At 65.6% G+C, this 21,741-nt stretch carries 17 protein-coding genes and 1 tRNA gene; 11 read left to right on the top strand and 7 right to left on the bottom strand.

From position 1 onward, the window contains the following. Window positions 1–7: 7 nt before the first annotated feature. From AMD30_RS18875 to AMD30_RS18860, 4 genes are all read right to left on the bottom strand, one after another. Window positions 8–3,328 (bottom strand): type I restriction endonuclease subunit R, encoded by a 3,321-nt coding sequence (locus tag AMD30_RS18875; RefSeq protein WP_055476672.1) that lies wholly within the window; start codon window positions 3,326–3,328, stop codon window positions 8–10. Between the two features lie 2 nt (window positions 3,329–3,330). Then, the gene (locus AMD30_RS24725) at window positions 3,331–4,632 is read right to left on the bottom strand and encodes a restriction endonuclease subunit S (RefSeq protein WP_081637216.1); all 1,302 of its coding nucleotides are present in this window, start codon (window positions 4,630–4,632) and stop codon (window positions 3,331–3,333) included. Further along, window positions 4,629–6,179: a type I restriction-modification system subunit M gene (locus AMD30_RS18865; protein ID WP_055476671.1), complete on the bottom strand. Its 1,551-nt coding sequence runs from the start codon at window positions 6,177–6,179 to the stop codon at window positions 4,629–4,631. Before AMD30_RS18865 ends, AMD30_RS24725 begins: the two co-directional genes overlap by 4 nt. Window positions 6,180–6,522: 343 nt before the next feature. Then, window positions 6,523–6,608, bottom strand: a tRNA-Leu gene (locus AMD30_RS18860). 277 nt (window positions 6,609–6,885) lie between these two features. Between AMD30_RS18860 and AMD30_RS18855 the strand changes: the two genes are divergently transcribed. The 7 genes from AMD30_RS18855 to pknB all read left to right on the top strand — a co-directional run bounded on the left by AMD30_RS18855 (window position 6,886) and on the right by pknB (window position 16,886). After that, a complete protein-coding gene (locus AMD30_RS18855) occupies window positions 6,886–8,349 on the top strand; it encodes a DUF3662 and FHA domain-containing protein (protein WP_055476670.1) in 1,464 nt (487 codons plus the stop codon). A 227-nt stretch (window positions 8,350–8,576) separates the two neighbouring features. Further along, complete coding sequence (locus tag AMD30_RS18850) at window positions 8,577–9,041, top strand: FHA domain-containing protein FhaB/FipA (protein WP_010843015.1); 465 nt, start codon at window positions 8,577–8,579, stop codon at window positions 9,039–9,041. Beyond that, window positions 9,038–10,555 (top strand): PP2C family protein-serine/threonine phosphatase, encoded by a 1,518-nt coding sequence (locus AMD30_RS18845; RefSeq protein ID WP_055476669.1) that lies wholly within the window; start codon window positions 9,038–9,040, stop codon window positions 10,553–10,555. Before AMD30_RS18850 ends, AMD30_RS18845 begins: the two co-directional genes overlap by 4 nt. Beyond that, entirely contained in the window at window positions 10,552–11,988 is a 1,437-nt protein-coding gene (locus tag AMD30_RS18840; RefSeq protein WP_010843017.1) for an FtsW/RodA/SpoVE family cell cycle protein, read from the top strand. Before AMD30_RS18845 ends, AMD30_RS18840 begins: the two co-directional genes overlap by 4 nt. Continuing rightward, entirely contained in the window at window positions 11,985–13,484 is a 1,500-nt protein-coding gene (locus AMD30_RS18835) for a peptidoglycan D,D-transpeptidase FtsI family protein (protein WP_010843018.1), read from the top strand. The genes AMD30_RS18840 and AMD30_RS18835 overlap by 4 nt, the downstream gene beginning before the upstream one ends. Further along, entirely contained in the window at window positions 13,481–14,857 is a 1,377-nt protein-coding gene (locus AMD30_RS18830) for a protein kinase domain-containing protein (RefSeq protein ID WP_055476668.1), read from the top strand. The genes AMD30_RS18835 and AMD30_RS18830 overlap by 4 nt, the downstream gene beginning before the upstream one ends. A gap of 82 nt (window positions 14,858–14,939) precedes the next feature. Next, a complete protein-coding gene (pknB, locus tag AMD30_RS18825) occupies window positions 14,940–16,886 on the top strand; it encodes a Stk1 family PASTA domain-containing Ser/Thr kinase (RefSeq protein WP_014924815.1) in 1,947 nt (648 codons plus the stop codon). Window positions 16,887–16,933: 47 nt separating this feature from the next. Here the strand turns inward: pknB and AMD30_RS18820 are convergent, their stop codons facing one another. Then, window positions 16,934–17,593, bottom strand: a complete 660-nt coding sequence (locus tag AMD30_RS18820; RefSeq protein ID WP_055476667.1) for an aminodeoxychorismate/anthranilate synthase component II — start codon at window positions 17,591–17,593, stop codon at window positions 16,934–16,936. Between the two features lie 149 nt (window positions 17,594–17,742). Between AMD30_RS18820 and crgA the strand changes: the two genes are divergently transcribed. Together crgA and AMD30_RS18810 are read left to right on the top strand one after the other, a co-directional pair. Next, window positions 17,743–18,033 (top strand): cell division protein CrgA, encoded by a 291-nt coding sequence (gene crgA / locus AMD30_RS18815; protein WP_010843022.1) that lies wholly within the window; start codon window positions 17,743–17,745, stop codon window positions 18,031–18,033. Between the two features lie 115 nt (window positions 18,034–18,148). After that, complete coding sequence (locus tag AMD30_RS18810; RefSeq protein ID WP_055476666.1) at window positions 18,149–18,649, top strand: PH domain-containing protein; 501 nt, start codon at window positions 18,149–18,151, stop codon at window positions 18,647–18,649. A gap of 79 nt (window positions 18,650–18,728) precedes the next feature. Here the strand turns inward: AMD30_RS18810 and AMD30_RS18805 are convergent, their stop codons facing one another. Both AMD30_RS18805 and AMD30_RS18800 read right to left on the bottom strand, forming a co-directional pair. Then, on the bottom strand, window positions 18,729–19,442 hold the full coding sequence (locus AMD30_RS18805) for a rhomboid family intramembrane serine protease (protein ID WP_055476693.1): 714 nt from the start codon (window positions 19,440–19,442) through the stop codon (window positions 18,729–18,731). A 209-nt stretch (window positions 19,443–19,651) separates the two neighbouring features. Further along, window positions 19,652–20,173, bottom strand: coding sequence for a peptidylprolyl isomerase (locus AMD30_RS18800; protein WP_014924811.1), 522 nt, complete (start codon window positions 20,171–20,173; stop codon window positions 19,652–19,654). A gap of 111 nt (window positions 20,174–20,284) precedes the next feature. Between AMD30_RS18800 and AMD30_RS25300 the strand changes: the two genes are divergently transcribed. Together AMD30_RS25300 and AMD30_RS25545 are read left to right on the top strand one after the other, a co-directional pair. Beyond that, window positions 20,285–20,464, top strand: coding sequence for a hypothetical protein (locus tag AMD30_RS25300; RefSeq protein WP_035717507.1), 180 nt, complete (start codon window positions 20,285–20,287; stop codon window positions 20,462–20,464). A gap of 749 nt (window positions 20,465–21,213) precedes the next feature. Then, window positions 21,214–21,633: a DUF4190 domain-containing protein gene (locus tag AMD30_RS25545; RefSeq protein ID WP_231632787.1), complete on the top strand. Its 420-nt coding sequence runs from the start codon at window positions 21,214–21,216 to the stop codon at window positions 21,631–21,633. The last annotated feature ends 108 nt before the right edge of the window (window positions 21,634–21,741 follow it).

Genomic DNA, 21,741 nt, shown 5'->3' with positions numbered 1-21,741 from the left:
CCGTCTGTCAGCCGCGAGATCGGTGCTCATGAAGCTGCTCAGCAACACGTGCCGCAAATATCGGATCGGCGTGTATGCGCGCGACGACGTCGTCAGCGACCTTGTTCACGTCGATCGGTCCCGAAGGTTCGATCACTGCCCTTTGGTCTGGAAAGCCGAAGTCGACCCGTCGGCTGTAGACACTCTCGCCGTCGTCGCCGTAGGCGCTCAGAACGTGGTCGAAGACGAGCTGTACCTTCTCGCGGAAGATGTCGACGGTGTAGGGCGTCGCGGGCAGACCTGAGTCGAGGACGCGTCGGATGGTGCTGTTGACGTCGTTCATCACGTCCACCTTGCGTCGCCAGTCCTGCACCAGCTTCTCGTGCAAGTGCTCTAACAGGGTCTTCGCGCTTGCCTGAACCCTCTCCCGTTCCTCGGTTGTCAGCACGGGATCAGGTTTGGTGAGGAGGTCGAAGATCGCAAGCTCCTCCTCGGTCATGCCCTCGCGGACCGCTCGCTCCTCCTCGGCGGTCAGCGTTTTCGACAGCTCGATGAGACGACGCAGGTACTCGTCGATGTTCACACTGCCCGCGTTGTAGTCCGCGATCAACTGCTCGATCCGCTCCACCAGCTCGTAGCGTGTCGGGTTGCGCAAAGCTGCGCCGACGGCTTGCTGGCGAAGAAGCTGAGCCATGCGGTCGGTCTCGGCGCGCTTGCGGCCGGCTAGCTTCGCGGCAAGTCCGTCAAAATCGATCCGCGACAGGTCGATTAACGGGTCGGGCTCGCTTCCTTCGGCTGCCGCGCGGATGACGTACTCCTCGGCACCGACGGAGCGGTCCAACAATGCGTCGACAGCGTCGGCAACACCTCCGATGTCCGGCGTCGGAGGTTTAGTCACTTCGTGGATGCGCTCCGCGAGAACCCGAATCGCTGCAACAGTGCGCTGCTGTAAAGCGGCTTTCGTGTTCGGAAGGAGTGCCTTGAAGAGTCTCCGCACCTGCCGAGCCTTGACGGTGAAGTCGTTGCGGGTCTGCTCATCGAGTAGGAGTGCCTCGACAGCTGCATCCCGCTTGGCCACGTGGTCGAAACCCTCAGCGTCGCGCAACGCAATCAGATCGACGCCCACGGCCGCGCAAAAGTTGATCAGTTCGGCAATAGCCGCGTCCAGTGCAGCCGCGAGAGCGTCGATGATCTCGACCGGCGATTCGCCCTCTTTGGCCGCTCCATAGACTGCGAGCGCCTTCTCCAGGTTGCGGAAGACGCCTACGTAGTCGACGATGAGACCGTTGTCTTTCTCGGGGAAGACCCTGTTCGCGCGGGCGATGGTCTGCATGAGGGTATGGTTCTTCATCGGCCGGTCGAGATAGATGGTGGACACACTCGGGGCATCGAAGCCGGTCATCCACATCGCGCACACGAATACCAGGCGCAGCGGATCACTCGGTTCCTTGAATTTCTCGGCGAGATCCTCGCGGTTCATGCGCTCGCGATGGGGCCGAATGTCGAGGCCGAGATCGTCGAGCATCTTCAGCTCGTTCTGGCTTTGGGAGACCACTACGGCCATGTCGGTGGTCTCCATCAGCTCGATCCGCGAGGCTAGCCACGGTCGTTCCAACTCCGGAAGCGCATCATGCTGGCGTTTCAGATCGGCGAGGTGTTCAGCCCACGCCGCCTGCACGAGGTTGTACATCCTCACGGCGGCGGCCTTGTCGAGGCCGACGTACATTGCCTTACCCGAGAACCCGCGACCGGCGAAATGAGAAACGAGGTCCTTGGCGAGGGTCTTCAAGCGTTCCGGGCGGGTGAGAAGCGTGTACTGCTTACCGAATCGGCGTGCCAGTGCTCCCTCGGCGTCTTCGTCGAGTTCCGCCTCCTCCAGGAGCGCATCAAGTTCTTCAGCAAATTCTGCGTTCGTGAGTTGTAGCTCGGGGATGCGGTTTTCGTAGTAGAGGGGGACAGTGGCGCCGTCTTCGATGGCGTCCCCGAAGTTGTAGATGCTGACGTAGTCGCCGAACTGCTGGCGGGTCGCTTGCTCTTCGCCTGCGATCAGTGGTGTTCCAGTGAAGCCCATCATCGAGGCGTTAGGGAGCGCTGTTCGCATGTTCAGTGCGAGGGTGTCGTACTGGCTGCGGTGTGCCTCATCGGTGATGACGATAACGTCCGAGCGGTCAGATAGCACCGGCATCTGCTGTTCACCCTTAGACGGCTGGAACTTCTGAATCAGTGTGAATACGTAACGGTGGTCGGCTGCAAGCAGTTCACGCAAATGCGCGATTGAGTCTGCGTGGACCCTCGCTTCGGGCGTGATCGCACCGGCATCGGCGAACTCGCCGTGGAGTTGCGTGTCGAGTTCGCCTCGGTCGGTAACCATAACGAAGGTCCATGTGCCACGCACATGGCGCAACACCTTCTGCGTGAACCACAGCATCGAAAGGCTCTTGCCCGATCCTTGGGTATGCCAGAAGACCCCGAGGCGCTTGTCTTGTTCGGCGCGGGCCCGGTGGAGATTCTCGATCGCAGCGTTGACGCCCAGGTACTGGTGCGAGCGCGCCGTGATCTTGATCAACCCGCCGGGACGTTCCATGTAGGCAACGAAGTTCTCGAATAGGTCCAGCAGGTTAGTGGGATCGCAAGTACCCCGTAGAGCAGTCTGCAACGCGATCTCGCTGCGTGCCCCGAAGGCATCGATCACCTTCCAGTCGGAGAAGAAGTCCCAGGGCGCATACGTCGAACCGACTTTCGCCTCGCTGCCGTTGGACAACAGGACAAAGCAATTCGGCATGAATAGCTGTGGAATCGTGTCGCGGTAGTCGGTCAGGTTGTCGTCGTAGGCGGACTTAACCGGCGCATTGGGCTCTTTAAACTCAAGCACCACCAGCGGCACACCGTTGACGAACAGTGCAACGTCTAACCGGCGGCTGTGCAGCGGCCCCCTTACCCACATTTGTTGAACAGCCAAAAGGTCGTTGTTCAGTGGCTCGCGCAGATCAACGTAGCGGATCATCTCTATCCGCTTGTCACCATTGTCATCGACCCATTCAGCCTGGTAGCCGTCACGTAGCAGGTCGTAGACCTCACGGTTGGCACGCACTCGATCCATCACCGAACGGTCCCTAGTCAGCGCCTCGATCGCTTCGGTGATGGAGAGATCCGGTACGTCATCGGAGTTGAGCTTCCGCAGCGCAAAGCGCAGACGGTGAGTGAGGATCACATCATGCTGTGAATCCCGGCCCAAAGCGCCTTCAGCACCCAGGGTTTCGTGAAAGGCATCGACGGAAGTCCAACCGAGCTCGCTCATCAATTCGATGCTTGGCTTCTCGACATAGCTGAACTCTGGACCCCTTGGCATCGTTAAGCCACCCGATCTCCCACTAGAGCGCCTAGGTCAAGTGAGGAAACGTCGATCTGTCCCGTGACCAGCTTCGGCAGGAGAAGGTCACGGAGTTCAGAGAGTTTCCGAATCTGCTCCTCGAGAACCCGAACTTGTTGTTCGATGGGGGCAGTTGTCGCGCGGTAGGCGTCAAGTACCTGCTGCGCTGGCACAACGAATGGAAAGCGCTTAAAGGCGCCCTTCGTGATCTCCTTGAATGTAGCCCCGGTACCGAGAGCGGCGAGTTCAGTTGCTTTAGAGTCAAGCCACTCGTAAATGAACCCTGCATCCCAGCGATCGTCCGGCAAGATGACGATAAACCCCTGGTTGGTCGCTGCGTGCGTCGCCGCAACAGCGAGAACTCCCAACGTGGCGCGGCTCGTCATCAGCACCGATCCAGCGGGGAACACGCGTGCAGAACTCTTTGCAACGCCCTGCTCTGTGATCCTGAGTGTTGGTGGCGCCGCATACCGCCATCCAGTCCGCGTGAGGTCGGTCGGTGTGTACCAAGGAACTGTTCCGCCGTCCCAGTAGGCAGGCTCCTTCTTGGACGGGGTTCCCCCGCCGATGAAGTTCAGCTCAACCCCGCAGGTACTCGCCCTCCACCCCTCGGGAAGTGGACCAAGGTCAGAATCGATGAAGGGGAGGTCTTGGTGGCCGGGGTAGCGGAACTTAACGAACCACTCTCGGTAGATTCTCCGCGCCATCTCCGCCAGCACGTCCACACGACGCCGGTTGCTTTCGATTAGCTCGTCCAGAGCCTCCAGTAGAGCGATTAGCGAGTCCTGGATCAGAAGTGGTGGAATCGGTACCGGCATCCGCTCTACAATTCCCGCATTGAGATTGGGCATCGTTGCACCCACCGCATGCCCTTCCAAGTAGTCGGCGGCCAGCCGAGTATGAAAGAAGAAGCGAAGATACGCTGGCCTCACGAACGAGGATCTGCCGGGGTGAACGCGCATCGAACCGGTGCCACAGAGGGCGGGCAGATCGTCCGCGAAGACCCACGCCGTCCTGCCAACATCACCTCGGCGGGATAGTACAACGTCGTTCGCTGTCAGTAAGTGCTGCTTGAGGCGACTTGCAGTGCTCTGGTCGATCCGTGCGATTGTCGATCTGTCGATGCGGCCGCGAGCCATGTCTTTTGGCATGACGACAGGAATGCCTTGCGGATCGTCGGTGTAGTCACTGCGATGAAGTTGCGACCCGAACGGTCCGGTCCGGATGAAACCACCACCCTCACGGCACAGTTCACCGAGCGTCGCCGTCGGCCACTCGTTCATGCGCCGAGAATCTCTTGAAGAACCGCATCAACTTTGATGCGCAAAGCCTCGGCCTCGTCACTCAGACGAGTGAACTCTTCGTACAGCTCTTCGAGTCCAGCTGTGAAGTCCTCGTCGTTCTCAGCCACAGTTGCTGAGCCTGTGTACCGCCCCGGATTAAGGCTCCACCCCTGGTCCTCGATCTCGGAACGGGCCGCGACCTTGCAGAGGCCAGCAACATCAACGTACTTCCCGTCGGGGAAGTTCTCTTTGAGGAGAACATCGCTGCCCGCGATCGTCTCAACCTCCTCGCCGCGGTATAGCCGCACGACATTAGCTAGGAACTCGATCTGCTCAGGCATGAAATCACGGTGAGCACGGTCGATCTGCCGGTAAGTATTACGCGCGTCGAGGAAAAGCACAGTGTCTTCGCGTTGCGTTCCTACCTTGGACTTGTCCAAGAACCACAGGGTTACAGGAAGGGTCACCGTGTAGAAGAAGTTGGAGCTGATCGCGACCATCACGTCGACCGCACCTGATTCGACGATTAGTTTTCGGATCTCTCTCTCGGAGTGCCCTGCATCTCCGGCAGAGTTGGCCATGACGAATCCGGCACGCCCTTTCGGCCCGAGCGCCGCATAAAACTCCTGGATCCAAAGGTAGTTCGCGTTGTCGGGCTTGGGAATTCCGAAGGGGAATCGCCTGTCGCCTGCAAGCTGATCCTTCTTCACCTTGTCGACGTTGAACGGCGGATTGGCCATAACGTAGTCGAAGGCTCCGACCGCGTTATGCGGGTCCTCGTAATAACTATTGGCCTGGCGGATATCACCGGAGATGCCGTGGAGTGCGAGATTCATTTTCGCCAGGGGGACAGTGTCCTCGGTCTTCTCGGTACCGAAAACTGACAGCTTTCGAGTCGCCGATCCATGGTGCCGCTCAACAAATTTCGCACACTGCACGAACATGCCGCCCGAGCCGCAGGCAGGGTCAAAGACACGGCCGGCGAATGGCTCCAGAATATCGACGATCAAGCGGACTATCGAATACGGGGTGAAGTACTCGCCGCCACCCTTTCCCTCTTGGGCGGCGAAGTTGGAGAGGAAGTCCTCGTAGATGAATCCGAAGGCGTCGCCTTCAAGCTGGGTGGGTAGCGGCGCAAACAAGCGCAGCAGCTCGATAAGAGTTGAGCGTTCGAGCTTCTGATAACCGCGCGGCAGAATGTCCTTGAGTTCGGGATTGGCAGACTCGATCCCCTTAATGGCCTCATCGACTGCCTTGCCGATGTCGTCAACCTCGGGCAGGTCGTTGAGGAACGACAGCCGCGACTCCTCCGGCACGTACAGCACGGACTTCGCCTTGTAATCGGCGATCGTTGCAGGGTTGCGAGCAGACGCCTTCGCCTCGACCTCGCTGCGGACAGCCTCGAAGCGGTTCTCCGCGTAAGCAAGGAACACCAGGCCGAGTACCGGATTGCGATACTGGACCGGCGTCAGCTTCGAGTTGGCCCGCAGCTCGTCGGCGGCGGACCAAAGAGTACTGCGCACTTTGGCTAGGTCAGTCGTCTTCAACCATGTTCCGTTTCTCTGTGGGAGACGCCACAACGACGTGGATCGCCCAGCTCACCACGCGGGCGCCACGCTGGCGTCTCATCAGTTGTAAACTTCAGCTAAGCCCACGCACCTGAAGCGTCTCAACGCAGTAGATCGTATAGCTGCGCAGCGATAGGCGGAGACGGGATACTCGTGGTCGAGTCGCTGTACGTCGCAACTTCTGATTGCTAGATGGATGACGAGCTACTTCTCGGAAGCGAGCGTTGACGGGTCCCAAAAACCAAGTATCAAGAACTGATTCGACAGGCGGATGCGACGCAAAGACCAGGTTGCCGTGTGCAACCTGGTCTCGTCTCCACTCTGGTGGGCGAAGGGGGACTTGAACCCCCACGTCCCGAAGGACACTGGCACCTGAAGCCAGCGCGTCTGCCATTCCGCCACTCGCCCGTGGCCACCGGAGTTCCGGTGGGCGTGCCGTCGGACTGGGTGTGTCCGGCGACTGGACGACGATAGCAGCACGCCGCCACCGAAACAAAACTCGATCTCGTACGTTGCATCTGTGCAGTACGTCGGGTTACGTCAGAGGCCGAATACACACCAATGAGGCGGGTGTTGCAGACGGTGCACCAGTTGCCTTGGTGGCACAGTTGGCCGCTGATGTCGCTATCATCAAACAAGGCCAGATGCACGGCGACACGCTCTATTGCCGCGAAAGGAGGTCTCGGTGGGGATCCTGCAACGACTGGAACGCAAGCTCGAAGGTGCAGTTGACGACGGTTTTGCCCGCGTCTTCGGTGGTCAGGTGGCCCCGCAGGAGATCGAGAACGGGCTGCAGCGAGAAGCCGAGGAGTCGCTCGAGAACCTCGGTGACGGTACGGTCCTTGCGGCCAACAGCTACACGTTGCTGTTCAGTCCCACCGATCATCAGCACATCGCTGCGGAATACGAGCTGAACCGCAAGACTTTCTCGAAGCATTTGGAAAACTTCATCAAAGACAACGGGTGGCAGACCTACGGCAACGTCGTCGTAGAGTTCGAGCAATCGCCGTCCTTGCACACGGGGATGTTCCGCGCACGAGGCACGGTCAACCCGGACGCGCGGCCCCGCCCGGTGGGGGCGCGTTCGGAGCAGCCGCACCCTGCACCGGTCCCCGGCCCGCCGGCCGGTCGCCCGGCCCCTGTTCCTCCACTTCCCAACGCCCCCGACCAAGGAGCCCCCAAGATGACTCAGAATCCCGGATACGACCAGCGCAGGGGCGCCGATCCCGCGTACGACCAGTACGGACAGGGATCGGGACAGCCGGGAGATCAGGGCTACGGACAGCAGGGCTACGACCAGTACGGTCAGCAGCCCGGCTACGACCAGGCGTACGACCAGCAGGCCTATGGCCAACAGGGTTACGACCAGCAGGCCTACGACCAGCAGGGTTACAACCAGCAACCCGGCTACGGCCAGCAGGGCTACGGCCAGCAGCCCGGCTACGACCAGGCGTACGACCAGCAGGCCTATGGCCAACAGGGTTACGACCAGCAGGCCTACGACCAGCAGGGTTACAACCAGCAACCCGGCTACGGCCAGCAGGGCTACGGCCAGCAGCCCGGCTACGACCAGGGCTACGGCCAGCAGGGTTACAGCCAACAACCCGGCTACGAGCAGCAGGGCTACGGCCAACAGCCAGGCTACGACCAGGGCTACGGCCAACAGCCCGGCTACGAGCAGCAGGGCTACAACCAGCAACCCGGGTACGACCAGGGATACGGCCAGCAGGGCTACGGTCAACAACCCGGTTACGACCAGGGCTACGGCCAGCAGGGTTACAGCCAGCAACCCGCGGGTTACGACTACCAGGGCGGCTACGACCAGGGCTACGGCGCGGGTCGTCCGGCAGCCGGGTACGCCCCGTCGTCGATCACGCTGCTCCTCGAAGACGGCAGCAACCGCACGTTCCAACTGCACGAGGGCTCCAACGTGATCGGCCGCGGACAGGATGCGCAGTTCCGGCTGCCCGACACCGGCGTCTCGCGTCGTCATGTGGAGATCCGGTGGGACGGCGCCACCGCCATGCTCACCGATCTCAACTCGACCAACGGCACCACGGTCAACGATCTCCAGGTGAACACCTGGGAACTCGCCGACGGCGATCGGATCCGCGTGGGACATTCCGACATCACCGTCCGGTTCCAGTAGACCCGCATACGCCGAGTACACGCCCACCGAACGCGGGCGGCGATCGACACTGGCGCGAGACCATTCCGGCCGGTTGATACTGAACTGTCATATCCGAATGACCGAGTTCGGCGGAAGTGCCCATAAGATGCAGTCGGGTCCGCGCAGAGTTTCGATCGGCGGTCCGACGATCGTTGCCGCGATGGATACGACCGACCGAGACGGAACGCGCTGGAGGTGAACACGACATGCAGGGCTTGGTGCTGCAGCTGACCCGCATCGGTTTCCTGTTGTTGCTCTGGTTGTTCGTCTTCGCCGTGATCCGCACGCTGCGCGCCGACATCGCGACTGCCGGTGGCCTGCGCATTCCCCGGTACTCGGGCGGTTCGGAGAAGCGACGCCGCAGCGGCGGCGTGCGCGGCTCGGCCCGCTATCTCGTCGTCACCCACGGCGCGCTGGCGAACACGAGGATCAGCCTCGGCCAGCAGCCGGTCCTGCTCGGCCGCGCCGACGATTCGACACTCGTGCTGACCGACGACTACGCCTCGGAACGACATGCGCGACTCTCCCGGCGCGGCGACGACTGGTACGTCGAAGACCTCGGCTCCACCAACGGCACCTACCTGGACCGTTCCAAGGTGACGACCGCGGTCAAGGTCCCGCTGAACACGCCGATCCGCATCGGCAAGACCGTGATCGAGTTGCGCCCGTGACCCTTGTGTTGCGCTACATCGCGCGCAGCGACCGCGGTCTCGTTCGGTCCAACAACGAGGATTCGTTCTACGCGGGTCCCCGCCTGCTCGCGCTTGCCGACGGCATGGGCGGCCACGCGGCGGGTGAGGTCGCCAGTCAGCTGGTCATCCGCGCACTCAGCTCACTCGACGACGACGAGCCGGGCGGCGACCTGCTCGCCCAGCTCGACGGCGCGACCCGCGTCGGCAACGAGGCCATCGCCGCGCAGGTGCAGGAATCACCCGAACTCGACGGCATGGGCACCACGCTGACCGCGATCCTCTTCGCCGGCAGCCGAATCGGTCTGTGTCACATCGGCGACTCCCGCGGGTACATGTTCCGCGACGGCGTCCTGACCCAGATCACCCGCGACGACACCTTCGTCCAGACCCTCGTCGACGAAGGTCGCATCACCGCCGAACAGGCGCACACCCACCCGCAGCGTTCGCTGATCATGCGCGCGCTGACCGGTACCGAGGTCGAACCGACCTTGACGATGCGCGAGGCGCGCGCCGGCGACCGGTACATGCTCTGCAGCGACGGCCTGTCCGACGTCGTGACCGAGGAGACCCTCGCCGAGACCCTGGGTTCCATCGCCGACCCCAAGGAATGCGCCGACCGTCTCATCGAACTCGCATTGCGCGGCGGCGGCCCCGACAACGTGACCGTCGTCCTCGCCGATGTCGTCGACACCGAGTACGGCGACTCGCGCCCGATCGTCGGCGGCGCCGCCGGCGGCAACGAGGAGATCTACACGCCCGATCCGGCGACGGCCGCCGGACGGGCCGCGGCGCTGCGTCCGCCGCCCTCCGAGCCGCAGCGCCCGACGGTACTGACCGAGGCAGAGCCCGCGACCAAACCCAAGAGCAAGTACCGCCGCTGGATCGTCGCCGGTGTCGCGCTGGCCGTGGTGGCCGCGCTCGTCGTCGGCATCTTCGTCGTCCGCGCGGTCGTGCGCAGCAACTACTACGTGGCCGCCGACGACAACGGCGATGTCCTCGTCTATCAGGGTTCGCCGGAGAAGGTGTTCTTCCTGTCGATGAGCAATCCCGTCCAGCGCGTCTGTGTCGAGGACCTCGACCAGGCCGAACCGACGTACACGTTCATCACCTACGACGGCGGCGCCTGCGAGTTCCCGCTCAACGTCGACGATCTCGTATCGGGGCCCGCGCAGTCGGTCAAGAACGTGATGATCCGGGACAAGAGCGAGCAGCAGATCCAGGGCGTCGTGACCGACGAGCTCACGTTCCGCTGCGACAACGCCCCCTCGTCGACGTCACCCACACCGACTCCCCCGCCACCGGCGCCGTCGGAGTCGACACCGAGTACCGACCCGTCCGCACCCGCGCCCCGCGCCACCGCCGCGCCCGCACCGGGCATCCCGCAGCAGGGTGCGACCGAGTCGGTCGCACCGCCCACCGGCAACGCCGGACCTTCCGACACGCCCGCACCTGACCAGGACGCCGGCACGAGCTGCCGGCAGCAGGTGAGATGACTCAAGCCGCCGCGCCCGCACCGCACGCCCCGCCACGCCCACCCGCCACGAGCACCGGCCGCAACACCGAACTGTTGCTCCTGGGATTCGCCATCGGTCTGGTGACGGTGGCGTTGCTCATCGTCCAGGCCGCCCAGGGTCAGAACCTGACCTGGGACATCCTCAAGTACGTGGCCGCCTACACGGCGCTGTTCGGCGTCGCCCATCTCGTCGTCCGCCGCTACGCACCTCATGCCGATCCGATCATGCTGCCCGTCGTCGCGGTCCTGAACGGGCTGGGGCTGGTGCTGATCCACCGGCTCGACCTCGGCACGGGGAACACCGGGGAGTCGGTGAACGCCACCGAGGCGACCCGCAACGCCGACCAGCAGTTGCTGTGGGCGGTGCTGGGCATCGTGGCGTTCTCCGCGGTCCTCATCCTGATCCGCGATCACCGCACGCTCTCGCGCTACGCCTACACCCTCGGCCTCGGCGGTCTGGTGTTCCTGATCATCCCGGCGATCCTGCCCAGCGCGTTCTCGGAGATCAACGGCTCGAAGAACTGGATCATCACGCCGTTCTTCTCGATCCAGCCCAGCGAGTTCTCCAAGATCCTGATCATCATCTTCGCCGCAGCTGTGCTGGTGTCGAAGCGCGATCTGTTCATCACCGCGGGTCCGCACGTGCTCGGCGTCGACCTCCCGCGCGCCCGGGACCTCGGTCCGCTCCTGGCCGCCTGGGCGATCGCCATCGCGGTGATGGTGGTCCAGAAGGACCTGGGTACGTCCCTGCTGATCTTCGCGACCATCCTGACGATGCTCTACGTGGCGACCTCACGCGTCGAGTGGCTGGTGCTGGGTATCGGGTTGTTCGCGATCGGCGCGGTGTTCGCGTGGTCGATCTTCTCGCACCTGCAGACACGGGTCTCGGTGTGGCTGAACCCCTTCGAGGACTTCGACGGCTCGGGCTACCAGATCGGGCAGAGCCTGTTCGGCCTGGCCACCGGCGGATTGTTCGGCACCGGACTCGGTTCGGGCCGACCCAACATCGTGCCGTTCGCCAACACCGACTTCATCATCTCGACCATCGGTGAGGAACTCGGCCTGGCCGGGCTCACCGCGATCCTGCTGCTGTACATGATCTTCATCCACCGCGGACTGCGGACCGGCATCGCCGTGCGCGACAGCTTCGGCAAACTGCTCGCGACCGGACTCGCGTTCACCATCGCGATGCAGATCTTCGTCGTCGTCGGCGGCGTCACCAAGCTGATCCCGTTGACCGGTCTCACGACGCCCTTCCTGTCCTACGGCGGGTCGTCACTGCTGGCCAACTACATCCTGGTCGCGTTGCTCATCCGGATCTCGAACGCCGCGCGCGAACCCGATCCCGGGAAGAAGCGCCCTCCGGCGAAGCCCGTCGAGGCACTGCCGACGCAGGTGGTGAAGCGCCGATGAACAAGCCGATCCGCAATGTGTCGATGGCGGTGGTCGTGATGATCATCGCGCTGCTCGCCAACGCCACCTATGTGCAGGTGTTCAAGGCCGACGCGCTGAAGACCGACACCCGCAACAACCGGGTGCTACTCGACGAGTACTCCCGCCAGCGCGGTCTGATCACCACGGCCGACGGCACGGTCATCGCCCTGTCGGTACCGATCGACAGTCGCCTGAAGTTCCTCCGGCAGTACCCGAGGGAGGGCGCCGAGGCGTTCGCCCCGGTCACCGGTTACTACTCGTTCCAGTACCTCGCCAGCCAGATCGAGCACTACGAGAACAGCATCCTCAACGGATCCGACGACCGGCTCTTCGGCCAGCGGTTCATGGACATGTTCTCCGGCCGCGACCCGCGTGGCGGCAACGTCGTCACGACGATCAACCCGAAGGTGCAGCAGGCCGCGTACCAGGCCATGCTCAACGGGCCGTGCGACGGGCCGTGCCGCGGCGCCGTCGTGGCCCTGCAGCCGAACACCGGCAAAATCCTCGCGATGGTCTCGACCCCGAGCTACGACCCCAACAAGCTGGCGAGCCACGACCAGGAGGTCCGCGAGGGCAGCTGGGAGGCGTGGAATCGTCCCGGTGACACCGCGCAGCCGATGCTGAACCGCGCGATCAGCCAGCTGTACCCGCCCGGATCGACCTTCAAGGTCGTGACCTCGGCCGCAGCCCTGCGCGACAACATCACCCCGGGTATCCGCCTCACCGCCGCGCCGACCTTTCCGTTGCCGGGCACCGATGTCTCGCTGCCGAACTACGGCGGCGAGACCTGCCCCGGGTCGTCGGGTGGAACCGTGTCCCTGGAGACGGCGTTCAAGTACTCGTGCAACACCGCCTTCGCCGAGCTGGTGACCGAGAAGATGTCCGACGCGATCCCGAAGTTCACCGAGACCGCGAGCCTGTTCGGCCTCGATCAGCCGGGCCCGGACATCCCGATGCCCGTCGTCGACTCGACGGTGGGTCCGATCCCGTCCCTCGACGTCCTCGCGCAGGCGTCGATCGGTCAGCGTGACGTCCGGCTCACCCCGTTACAGAACGCGATGATCGCCGCGACCGTGGCGAACGGAGGTGTGCGCATGCAGCCGTACCTGGTGGACAAGCTGCAGGCCGCGGACCTGCGCACACTGCAGACCACCCCGCCGACGACGGCCAACAAGCCGATCACGCCCGAGCAGGCCGCCGAGCTGACGTCGATGATGATCGAGTCGGAACGGTCGACGGCCGGCGCCGGCGGTCCGGTGTCGATCGCGTCGAAGACCGGTACCGCGGAGAGCGGGTCCAGTACGGACACCCCGTTCTCCTGGTACATCGCCTTCGGGCCGTCGTCGAACGCGCAGATCGCGGTCGCCGTCGTGGTGGAGAATGGACAATTCGGTGCGGACTCGGTCGGTGGGACCGTCGCGGCGCCGATCGGACGAGAAGTGATCAACTCACTGGTGGGAGGTGGCAGTCGATGACCCTGCAGAACGGCACCACCATCGGCGATCGGTACCGGCTCATCCGCCTGATCGCCACAGGCGGCATGGGGCAGGTGTGGGAGGCGCTCGACACGCGTCTCAATCGTCGCGTCGCGGTGAAGGTCCTCAAGGCCGAGTACACCAGCGATCCGGAGTTCATCGCCCGGTTCCGGGCGGAGGCACAGACCACCGCCAAGCTGAACAACCCGGGGATCGCGAACGTCTTCGACTACGGCGAGACCCCGGACTACAACGGCGGCGACCCGCTGGCGTACCTGGTGATGGAACTCGTCGACGGTGAACCGTTGAACTCGGTGATCTCCCGGCTCGGGCGACTGTCGCTGACCAACACCCTCGACATGCTCGAGCAGACCGGCCGCGCCCTGCAGGCCGCGCACAACCAGGGACTCGTGCACCGGGACGTCAAGCCCGGCAACATCCTGATCACCCCCGTCGGCCAGGTGAAGATCACCGACTTCGGTATCGCGAAGGCCGTCGACTCCGCCCCGGTGACCAAGACCGGGATGGTCATGGGGACCGCGCAGTACATCTCCCCGGAGCAGGCCACCGGCGACGAGGCGACCGCGGCCTCGGATGTCTACTCGCTCGGCGTCGTCGGCTACGAGGCCCTCACCGGTCGACGGCCGTTCCTCGGCGACGGTGCGATCACCGTGGCGATGAAGCACATCCGGGAGGCTCCGCCACCACTGCCGTCCAACCTGCCGTCGGGCGTCCGTGAGCTCATCGAGATCACGATGGCCAAGGATCCGCGGCAGCGTTATGCCAACGGCGGCGAGTTCGCCGACGCGGTGGCCGCCGTGCGCGCAGGGCGACGCCCACCGCGTCCGGGGGCGATCGCCGGTGCCGCGGCGGGAGCAGCCGGAGCCGCTGCGCTCGGTGCCGCGGTCGCGCGTGGTGCCACCCCGCCGACCGGGGCCGCCTCGCGGCCGGTCACACCCCGACCGACCTCTCGCACCGCGGTGGCACCGCCACCGCCGGACAACAGTTGGACAACGGGCCAGAAGGTCCTGGCCGGCATCGCGGCCGCGCTGCTCGTCGGTGCCATCGCACTCATCGGGTTCTACCTGGTGAACAGCGGGAACGGTGGGGCGGCGACGCCACCCCCGCCATCGTCGACGACCACCGAGACCACGACCACCGTGGAACCGACCGACGAGCCCGACGAGCCGACCACGACCCGGCGACCGCCACGCACCACCACGACGACCACCGAAGAGACCACGACGACCACCGAGACCAGCGAGGAGACGGGCACGCTCGCACCGTCGGGGCCCCCCGACTCGCCGCCGGACCCCGGTGCCGCCACCGGGACCCCGTGTTTCCCCGGCGTTCCGTTCTCACCGCTGTGCTGATGGTTTGCTGTGCTGATGGACCCGCAATGCCCGTGACCGATAATTCCGACCAGAGATCCTGAGGGGCGAACCACCGAGGCCGATGTCGACACCACACCACCTCTCCGACCGCTACGAACTCGGCGAAACGCTGGGTTTCGGTGGCATGTCCGAGGTGCACTACGCGCGCGACCTGTTGCTCCACCGCGACGTCGCGGTCAAGGTGCTGCGTGCCGACCTCGCTCGTGACCCGTCGTTCTACCTCCGGTTCCGCCGTGAGGCGCAGAACGCGGCGAAGCTGAATCACCCGACGATCGTGCAGGTCTTCGACACCGGCGAGGCCGAGACCGAGGACGGTCCGCTGCCGTTCATCGTGATGGAGTACGTCGACGGCGACACCCTGCGAGATGTGTTGCGCGCCAACGGTCCCATCTCCCCGCGTCAGGCGATGACCTGGATGGCCGACGTCGCCGCCGCGATGGACTTCTCGCATCGCAACGGGATCGTCCACCGCGACATGAAGCCGGCGAACGTGATGATCGACAAGTCCGGCGCCGTCAAGGTCATGGACTTCGGCATCGCGCGCGCGATGAGTGACGCGACGTCGACGATGACCCAGACATCCGCGGTGATGGGCACCGCCCAGTACCTCTCGCCCGAGCAGGCCCGGGGCATCAAGGTCGACCCGCGCAGCGACATCTACTCCATGGGATGCGTGCTCTTCGAGCTCCTCACCGGCGAGCCGCCGTTCACCGGTGACTCACCGGTGGCGGTCGCACATCAGCACGTGCACGAGGATCCGCCGTGGCCGTCGCACGTCCGGCCCGAGATCCCGCGCGAACTCGACTCCGTCGTCCTCAAGGCGATGAGCAAGAACAAGGACAACCGCTATCAGTCGGCGGGCGACCTGCGCGCCGACCTGATCCGGGTCCTCGCAGGCGGGAAACCGTCGGCGCCGATGCTCCTGACCGACGAGGAGCGCACCGAGTTCATCGACACCGGGCCGCGCCGCCCGACACGGTCGGAGACGACCGGTCCGCGTCGGGCCGTTCCCGCCCGCGCCACGAACGGCAACGGGGGCAATCACCGCCGCGACGACGAAGACGCGGGGACACCACGACGCCGGTCCCGGGTGCTCATGGCCGGCGCGGTGGCCGTCGTCGTGCTGTTGGTCGGCACGCTGTTCCTGTGGTCGCCGTGGAGTTCGGGGTCCGCTCCGGAGGTGTCGGTGCCGGCGGTCTCGGGACTCAGCTCGGACGACGCCCGGGCCTCCCTGGAACGCGCCGGCTTCGAGGTCCGCGTGCTCGAGGAACCGAGCCTCGACGTCGCCGCGGGTGTCGCCACCCGGTCGACGCCGGGCGAGGGGGTGATGGCGGCCGAGGGATCCGAGATCGCGCTGTACGTCTCGACGGGTCCCGAGCGTGTGCGGTTGCCGTCCGACCTCGTCGGCAAGTCACCGGCCGAAGCGCTCGACTCGCTCAAGGTGCTCGGGTTCACCAACGTCAGGACGGACCGCGTCGATTCGACGGCCGAGATGAAGGACAAGGTGGTCTCCACCGCGCCCGCGATCGGTAGCGAGGTACCCGTCAACGGTGCGGTGGTGGTCAACGTCGGCAACGGGCCGCGCGAGGTCACGGTTCGCGACGTCGTCGGCATGTCCGAGGACCGGGCACGCTCGGTGCTGGAAGAACTCGGCATGACGGTCGTGGTCGTCGCCGCCGATTCCGACCGTCCGGCCGGCGAGGTCATCAGCACCTCACCGGGTCCGGGGTCCACCGCCGAACAGGGCAGCACCGTCCAGATCAGCGTGTCGCGAGGCAACCTGTTCACCGTGCCGAACCTGCGGGGCAAGACTCCCGCCGAGGCCCAGGCCGATCTCGAACGGGCCGGCTGGGAACGGTCGACCCTGACTCGACAGACACGGAATGTGCCGCTCGGCAGTCCCGACGACGGTCGGGTCGTCGGACAGGAACCGAATCCGGGTTCGCAGGCCCGCAAGAGTGGTTCGATCACGATCGTCGTCGGCCAGGCGAGCCTGCTGCCCAACTGAGCGAACCCGCCTCCGGTCGCGGACCGACAACCCGGTCGCGGCGCGGGTCAGCCGATCGCGGTGGCCATCTCCGCTTCGAGGGCGGCCACCCGGGCCTCGTCGATCTCGATCCCGCAGGTCTTGAGCCAGTTGGCGAGCATCCGGTGGCCGCCCTGGGTCAGAACGCTCTCCGGGTGGAACTGCACGCCGTGGATGGGGAGTTCGCGGTGCGCCATCGCCATCACGATGCCCGACTCGGTGCGTCCGGTGACGACCAGTTCGTCGGGGATCGTCTCGGGCAGCACCGTCAGCGAGTGGTATCGAGTGGCGGTGAACGGATCGGGAAGTCCTTCGAGAACACCGGCGTCGTCGTGGAACACCAGCGAGGTCTTTCCGTGCAGGAGTTCGGGTGCGCGGTCGACCGTGCCACCGAAGGCCGCGCCGATGGCCTGGTGGCCCAGGCACACTCCCAGTAGCGGCAGTTGTTCGTCGGCGGCGACGCGGACCATCGGCATCGTCGCGCCGGCCCGCTGCGGGGTGCCGGGGCCGGGACTGAGGAGCACGCCGTCGAATCCGGCGACGGCCTCGCGCAGACGGTCGGGATCGGCCGGGGAGAGTTGCGGGTCGTCGTTGCGCCACACGACGGCCTCGACACCGAGCTGGCCCAGGTACTGGACCAGGTTGTAGACGAAGCTGTCGTAGTTGTCGACTACCAGGATGCGACTCACGCAAAAAGGCTACCGCCGAAGCGGGTGGTCGGCGTCGGCGACCTGGTGAGATACCGTAGATCTCGAGTGTTTGCCACTGGCGGGGACGTGTGTTGTCGCCTCCCGCTCGCGTACGACCGCTCTGACGGTGCCGCACAACAGAGGAAGTCATGCCGAAGTCAAAAGTCCGGAAGAAGACCGATTACACGATCAACCCGGCCAGCCGGACGCCGGTCAAGGTCAAGGCCGGCCCTTCGAGCACCATCTACGTGGGCGTCATGCTCGGCCTGATGGTGCTCGGCCTCGCCTGGCTCGTCGTCTACTACCTGGCCGCCACCCCCACCGCGTACGGCGGCGAGGGACAGGTCCTGCACTGGATGGCCGAGCTCAACTCGTGGAACTTCCTGATCGGCTTCTCGCTGATGGTGGCGGGCCTGTTGATGACGATGCGTTGGCGGTAGGCGCCGTCGGTCGTTCGCGTGTCGAAGGCGCTGAGCTGCTGAAACACACGCTTGTAAGTTATCCCCACTGTGGAAATCACATGTGTGTAAGTCATCCCCACTGTGAGTAACTCTTGTGGATAACTCTGAGGACTACACGCATGCCTGGGCGACGCCCGTCGGCGCCGGCCTCGCGGGCTGCGTCGGTGGCGTCATCCTGGTCGTGGCGGCGGTGGTCGTCGCCGGCGACCCGGCCGGATCGGTCCTGATGGGTGTCGCCGGGGTCCTTCTTCTCGCCCTCGGCGCCTACACCCTGCTGGTGCGTCCCCGTCTGGCCATCTCGTCCGGACCGTCGCCCGTGCTGGTCATCCGAACCCTTCGCGGGCCACGGGCCTACCCGCGGGAACGCATCGAGCGGATCCGCGTGCTGTCGATCCGCCGCGTCGGACGCCGCGTCGGGCAGCTGGAGATCGACGTGCTCGACGACGAGGCAGTCGCTTCGCCGCCGGACGCTCACGACGCGGGTCCTCGCGACGACACCCGCCTGGTCGTGCTCAGCCGCTGGGACCTGGGGACCGACCTGCCAACCGTCGTCGACGCACTGCGCGAGGCGGGGTTCGTCGTCGACGAGGGGTAGACGTGTCGCTCCCTGAGCAGACCGGACCGTGGAACCGCCGCTCCCTGAGGTGGCTCGCTCGACTCCTGCAAGCCGGGCGTCAGCGGATGTAGGTCAGCCCGTCGTAGGCGAGGCCCGCGCCGATGCCCAGCCCGACCGCGATGACGGCCAGCGCGGCGAGCGCGATCCAGCCGACGCGGCTCGCGGCCCGGGGATTTCTGCGACCCGCGGGCAGCACCGCGTCGGGGAGGTAGACGATGGCCGCGGTGGCGGCCGCTCCGAAGACAAGGCCGCCGAGATGCCCCAGGACCGAGATCCCGGGGAGCGAGAACGACAGCACCACGTTGAACCCGATGATGAGCAGAACCGGGACCGGGGAAACACGGGCCTTGAGGACGATCACGAGCATCGCGCCCATGAGTCCGTAGATCGCCCCGGAGGCGCCGGCGGTGAGGGCTCGGTCGTCCTCGAAGAGCATGACCGCGGCACTGCCGCCGAGGAGCGCGATGCCGTAGACGGCCAGATAGCGCCCGATACCGAGTGCGAGTTCGAGGTCACGTCCGAGGATGTACAGCGAGAGCATGTTGACGGCCACGTGCATGACGCTGAAATGCAGGAAGCCCGCGGTGAGGAGCCGCCAGTACTCACCCGAGGCGACGTCGCTCTTGAGGAGGTCGCCGGCGCTGAAGATCGACGCGCCGCCGGGATCGCCGACCCCGGCCTGGAGAACACACAGTGCGAAGACGAGCAGGTTCACGGCGATGAGCGCATAGGTGGCGTACGGCTGCGTCGCCGCCGCGCGGGTGGGCGCCATCCTGCGGACGCCGCGTCCCGGTCCGCCGAGTGACGGCGACCGCTGCACTCCGTCGTCGCGGAGGCAGTCCAGGCAGTGCTGGCCGACCGACGCCGGGCGCAGGCACTCAGGACATGCCGGACGTCCGCACCGGCTGCACGACAGGCCGGTGGGACGGTCGGGATGCCGGTAGCACACCGCCCGCTGCGGGGCGGTGTGCTCCGGAGAGGTCAGTTGACCTCGATCTTCTCGATGACGACCTCGTCGAGCGGACGGTCGCTGCGGTCGGTCGAGGTGGTGGCGATCGCGTCGACGACCTGCTGCGACGCCGGATCGGTGACCTCACCGAAGATGGTGTGGCGACGGTTGAGGTGCGGGGTCGGGCCGACGGTGATGAAGAACTGCGAGCCGTTGGTGCCCGGTCCGGCATTGGCCATCGCAAGCAGGTACGGACGGTCGAACTGCAGTTCGGGGTGGAACTCGTCACCGAACTGATAGCCGGGGCCGCCCATGCCGGTTCCGGTCGGGTCGCCGCCCTGGATCATGAACCCGGAGATGACGCGGTGGAAGACAGAGCCGTCGAAGAACGGGCCGGAGTTGCCGCCGGATGCGTTGGGCTTGCTGTACTCCTTGCTGCCGTCGGCCAGGCCGACGAAGTTCTCGACCGTCTTCGGCGCGTGGTTCGGGAACAGGTCGACCTTGATGTCGCCGCGATTGGTGTGGATGACTGCGGAGGTTTTCTGTGTAGTCATGTCTCCATCCAACCACTTGCCTCTGCATCGATGACCCGGTGATGGTCCCGAGGTGCGGATATGCGACGGGCGGGGTGGCAGCGGCGGGCACCGACTGGCAGTCTTGAGCCCATGTCCAAGAATTACCTTTTCGCCGCGCTCGGTGTGGTCGCCGCGTCCGTCACCGCCGTCATCGTCGTCGGCTCTCTGCGTCGCGCACGACGCGTGGTGGCCCCGGTGTCTCCGACCGTCCCGCGGATCGAGGAGGTTCGCGAGGCGCTCGCCGAGAGCACCGAGACGCAGGCTTCGTGACCCGCCACGTCGGCCTCGGCACCGGGCCGCACGTCGCGCACGGGTAATTTGGACTCGTGACCTCAGACGACGAGCGCTCCCCGAACCCGCCGCCGGGGTCCGGCGGCGCTGACGACCGGACCCACGAGTCCTGGTCGACGCCCGAGAGCTCTGCGCCGACGAGCACTCCGGCGCCATGGGAACGGGCTCCCGCGAGGCCGGTCGGCGCGCCGTCGCGGTCAGCAGACACCCCCGAGCGTCCCGACGCCGGCCGGCAAGCACCGCGCGGGGGATTCACTCCCCCTCCGGGCGGCAGGCCTGCGGCCAGACCCGGTCCGCCTCCTGGCCACCGACCGGCCCCACCGCGCGGCGACACGTCCGGGCCGACGGCGGGTCCGCCCGGACCGCGCCCGCCCGCGCCGGGAGCGCAGCGAGCGGGTGGCAATACCAGCGCGCCGGGAGCGCAGCGACCGGGGCCGAATGGTCCCGTGCCCGCGCCGCGAGCGGGCGGAAACACCACCGCGCCGGGTCAACGCCCGCCGATGTCGCCTCCCGGTCCTCCGGGGCATCGACCCCCACCCGGTCAGCGTCCGGGTCCCGGTGGGCCACCGCTCGGCAAAGGTGTTCCGCCACAGAACAATCGTCCCCCGGAGGGTGGGCGTCCTCCGCTCGCCGGACCCCGTCCCGGCGCCGCGCCGGGTGGGCGGCCCGACTCTCCCACTTCGGATTCGGACCGCGACAACCGCACGGCGAAGGTGGTCGGCGCGGGCGTGCTCGTCGGTCAGTCCGATGATCGGGCGTCGGACACCCGCGTCGTGAACAGTCCCGGCGCGGCGAGCGAACCTCGTGTCGCCGACCGCCCGGACACCGACGGTCCGGGGCCGGTCTCCCCCGCCACCCAGGCCTATTCAGCAGTCGATCCCACCAGAAGTTCGGAGGACAGCGTGGCTCCCCAGTCCGGTGCCGGTCCGCGTGTCAATCGGATGGCGTTGTGGGCCTTGGCGTTGTCCATCCTCGGGATCACCTTCATCGTGGGGCTCGTCCTCGGATACCGTGCGCGCACGCAGATCCGGCAGCGGCGCGAGCTCGGTCTGCCCTTCGCCACGGCCGCGATCTGGGTCGGCTGGGCCTACCTCGGCGTCTTCGTCTTCGGGTTGCTGGTCTACGGATGGATCTTGTTCATCGCCTGATCCAGGTGGCGACAGTCACCCCCGCTCCCTGAGGTGCGAGGAGCGCGCAACAGACACCCCCGCTCCCTGAGGTGCGAGAATCGCGCAACAGTCACCCCGCTCCCTGAG

The organism is Gordonia sp. HS-NH1 (assembly GCF_001418765.1).
Lineage (GTDB): Bacteria > Actinomycetota > Actinomycetes > Mycobacteriales > Mycobacteriaceae > Gordonia.
This window is presented reverse-complemented; position numbering and strand designations above follow the sequence as displayed.

What these genes read in the sequence shown, in the direction of transcription:
- AMD30_RS18875 (WP_055476672.1), bottom strand. Translation starts at nt 3,328, where the DNA reads ATGCCAAGGGGTCCAGAGTTCAGCTATGTCGAGAAGCCAAGCATCGAA.
- pknB (WP_014924815.1), top strand. Translation starts at nt 14,940, where the DNA reads ATGTCGACACCACACCACCTCTCCGACCGCTACGAACTCGGCGAAACG.
- AMD30_RS25300 (WP_035717507.1), top strand. Translation starts at nt 20,285, where the DNA reads ATGTCCAAGAATTACCTTTTCGCCGCGCTCGGTGTGGTCGCCGCGTCC.
- AMD30_RS18805 (WP_055476693.1), bottom strand. Translation starts at nt 19,442, where the DNA reads ATGGCGCCCACCCGCGCGGCGGCGACGCAGCCGTACGCCACCTATGCG.
- AMD30_RS18840 (WP_010843017.1), top strand. Translation starts at nt 10,552, where the DNA reads ATGACTCAAGCCGCCGCGCCCGCACCGCACGCCCCGCCACGCCCACCC.
- AMD30_RS18800 (WP_014924811.1), bottom strand. Translation starts at nt 20,173, where the DNA reads ATGACTACACAGAAAACCTCCGCAGTCATCCACACCAATCGCGGCGAC.
- AMD30_RS18835 (WP_010843018.1), top strand. Translation starts at nt 11,985, where the DNA reads ATGAACAAGCCGATCCGCAATGTGTCGATGGCGGTGGTCGTGATGATC.
- crgA (WP_010843022.1), top strand. Translation starts at nt 17,743, where the DNA reads ATGCCGAAGTCAAAAGTCCGGAAGAAGACCGATTACACGATCAACCCG.
- AMD30_RS18830 (WP_055476668.1), top strand. Translation starts at nt 13,481, where the DNA reads ATGACCCTGCAGAACGGCACCACCATCGGCGATCGGTACCGGCTCATC.
- AMD30_RS18850 (WP_010843015.1), top strand. Translation starts at nt 8,577, where the DNA reads ATGCAGGGCTTGGTGCTGCAGCTGACCCGCATCGGTTTCCTGTTGTTG.
- AMD30_RS24725 (WP_081637216.1), bottom strand. Translation starts at nt 4,632, where the DNA reads ATGAACGAGTGGCCGACGGCGACGCTCGGTGAACTGTGCCGTGAGGGT.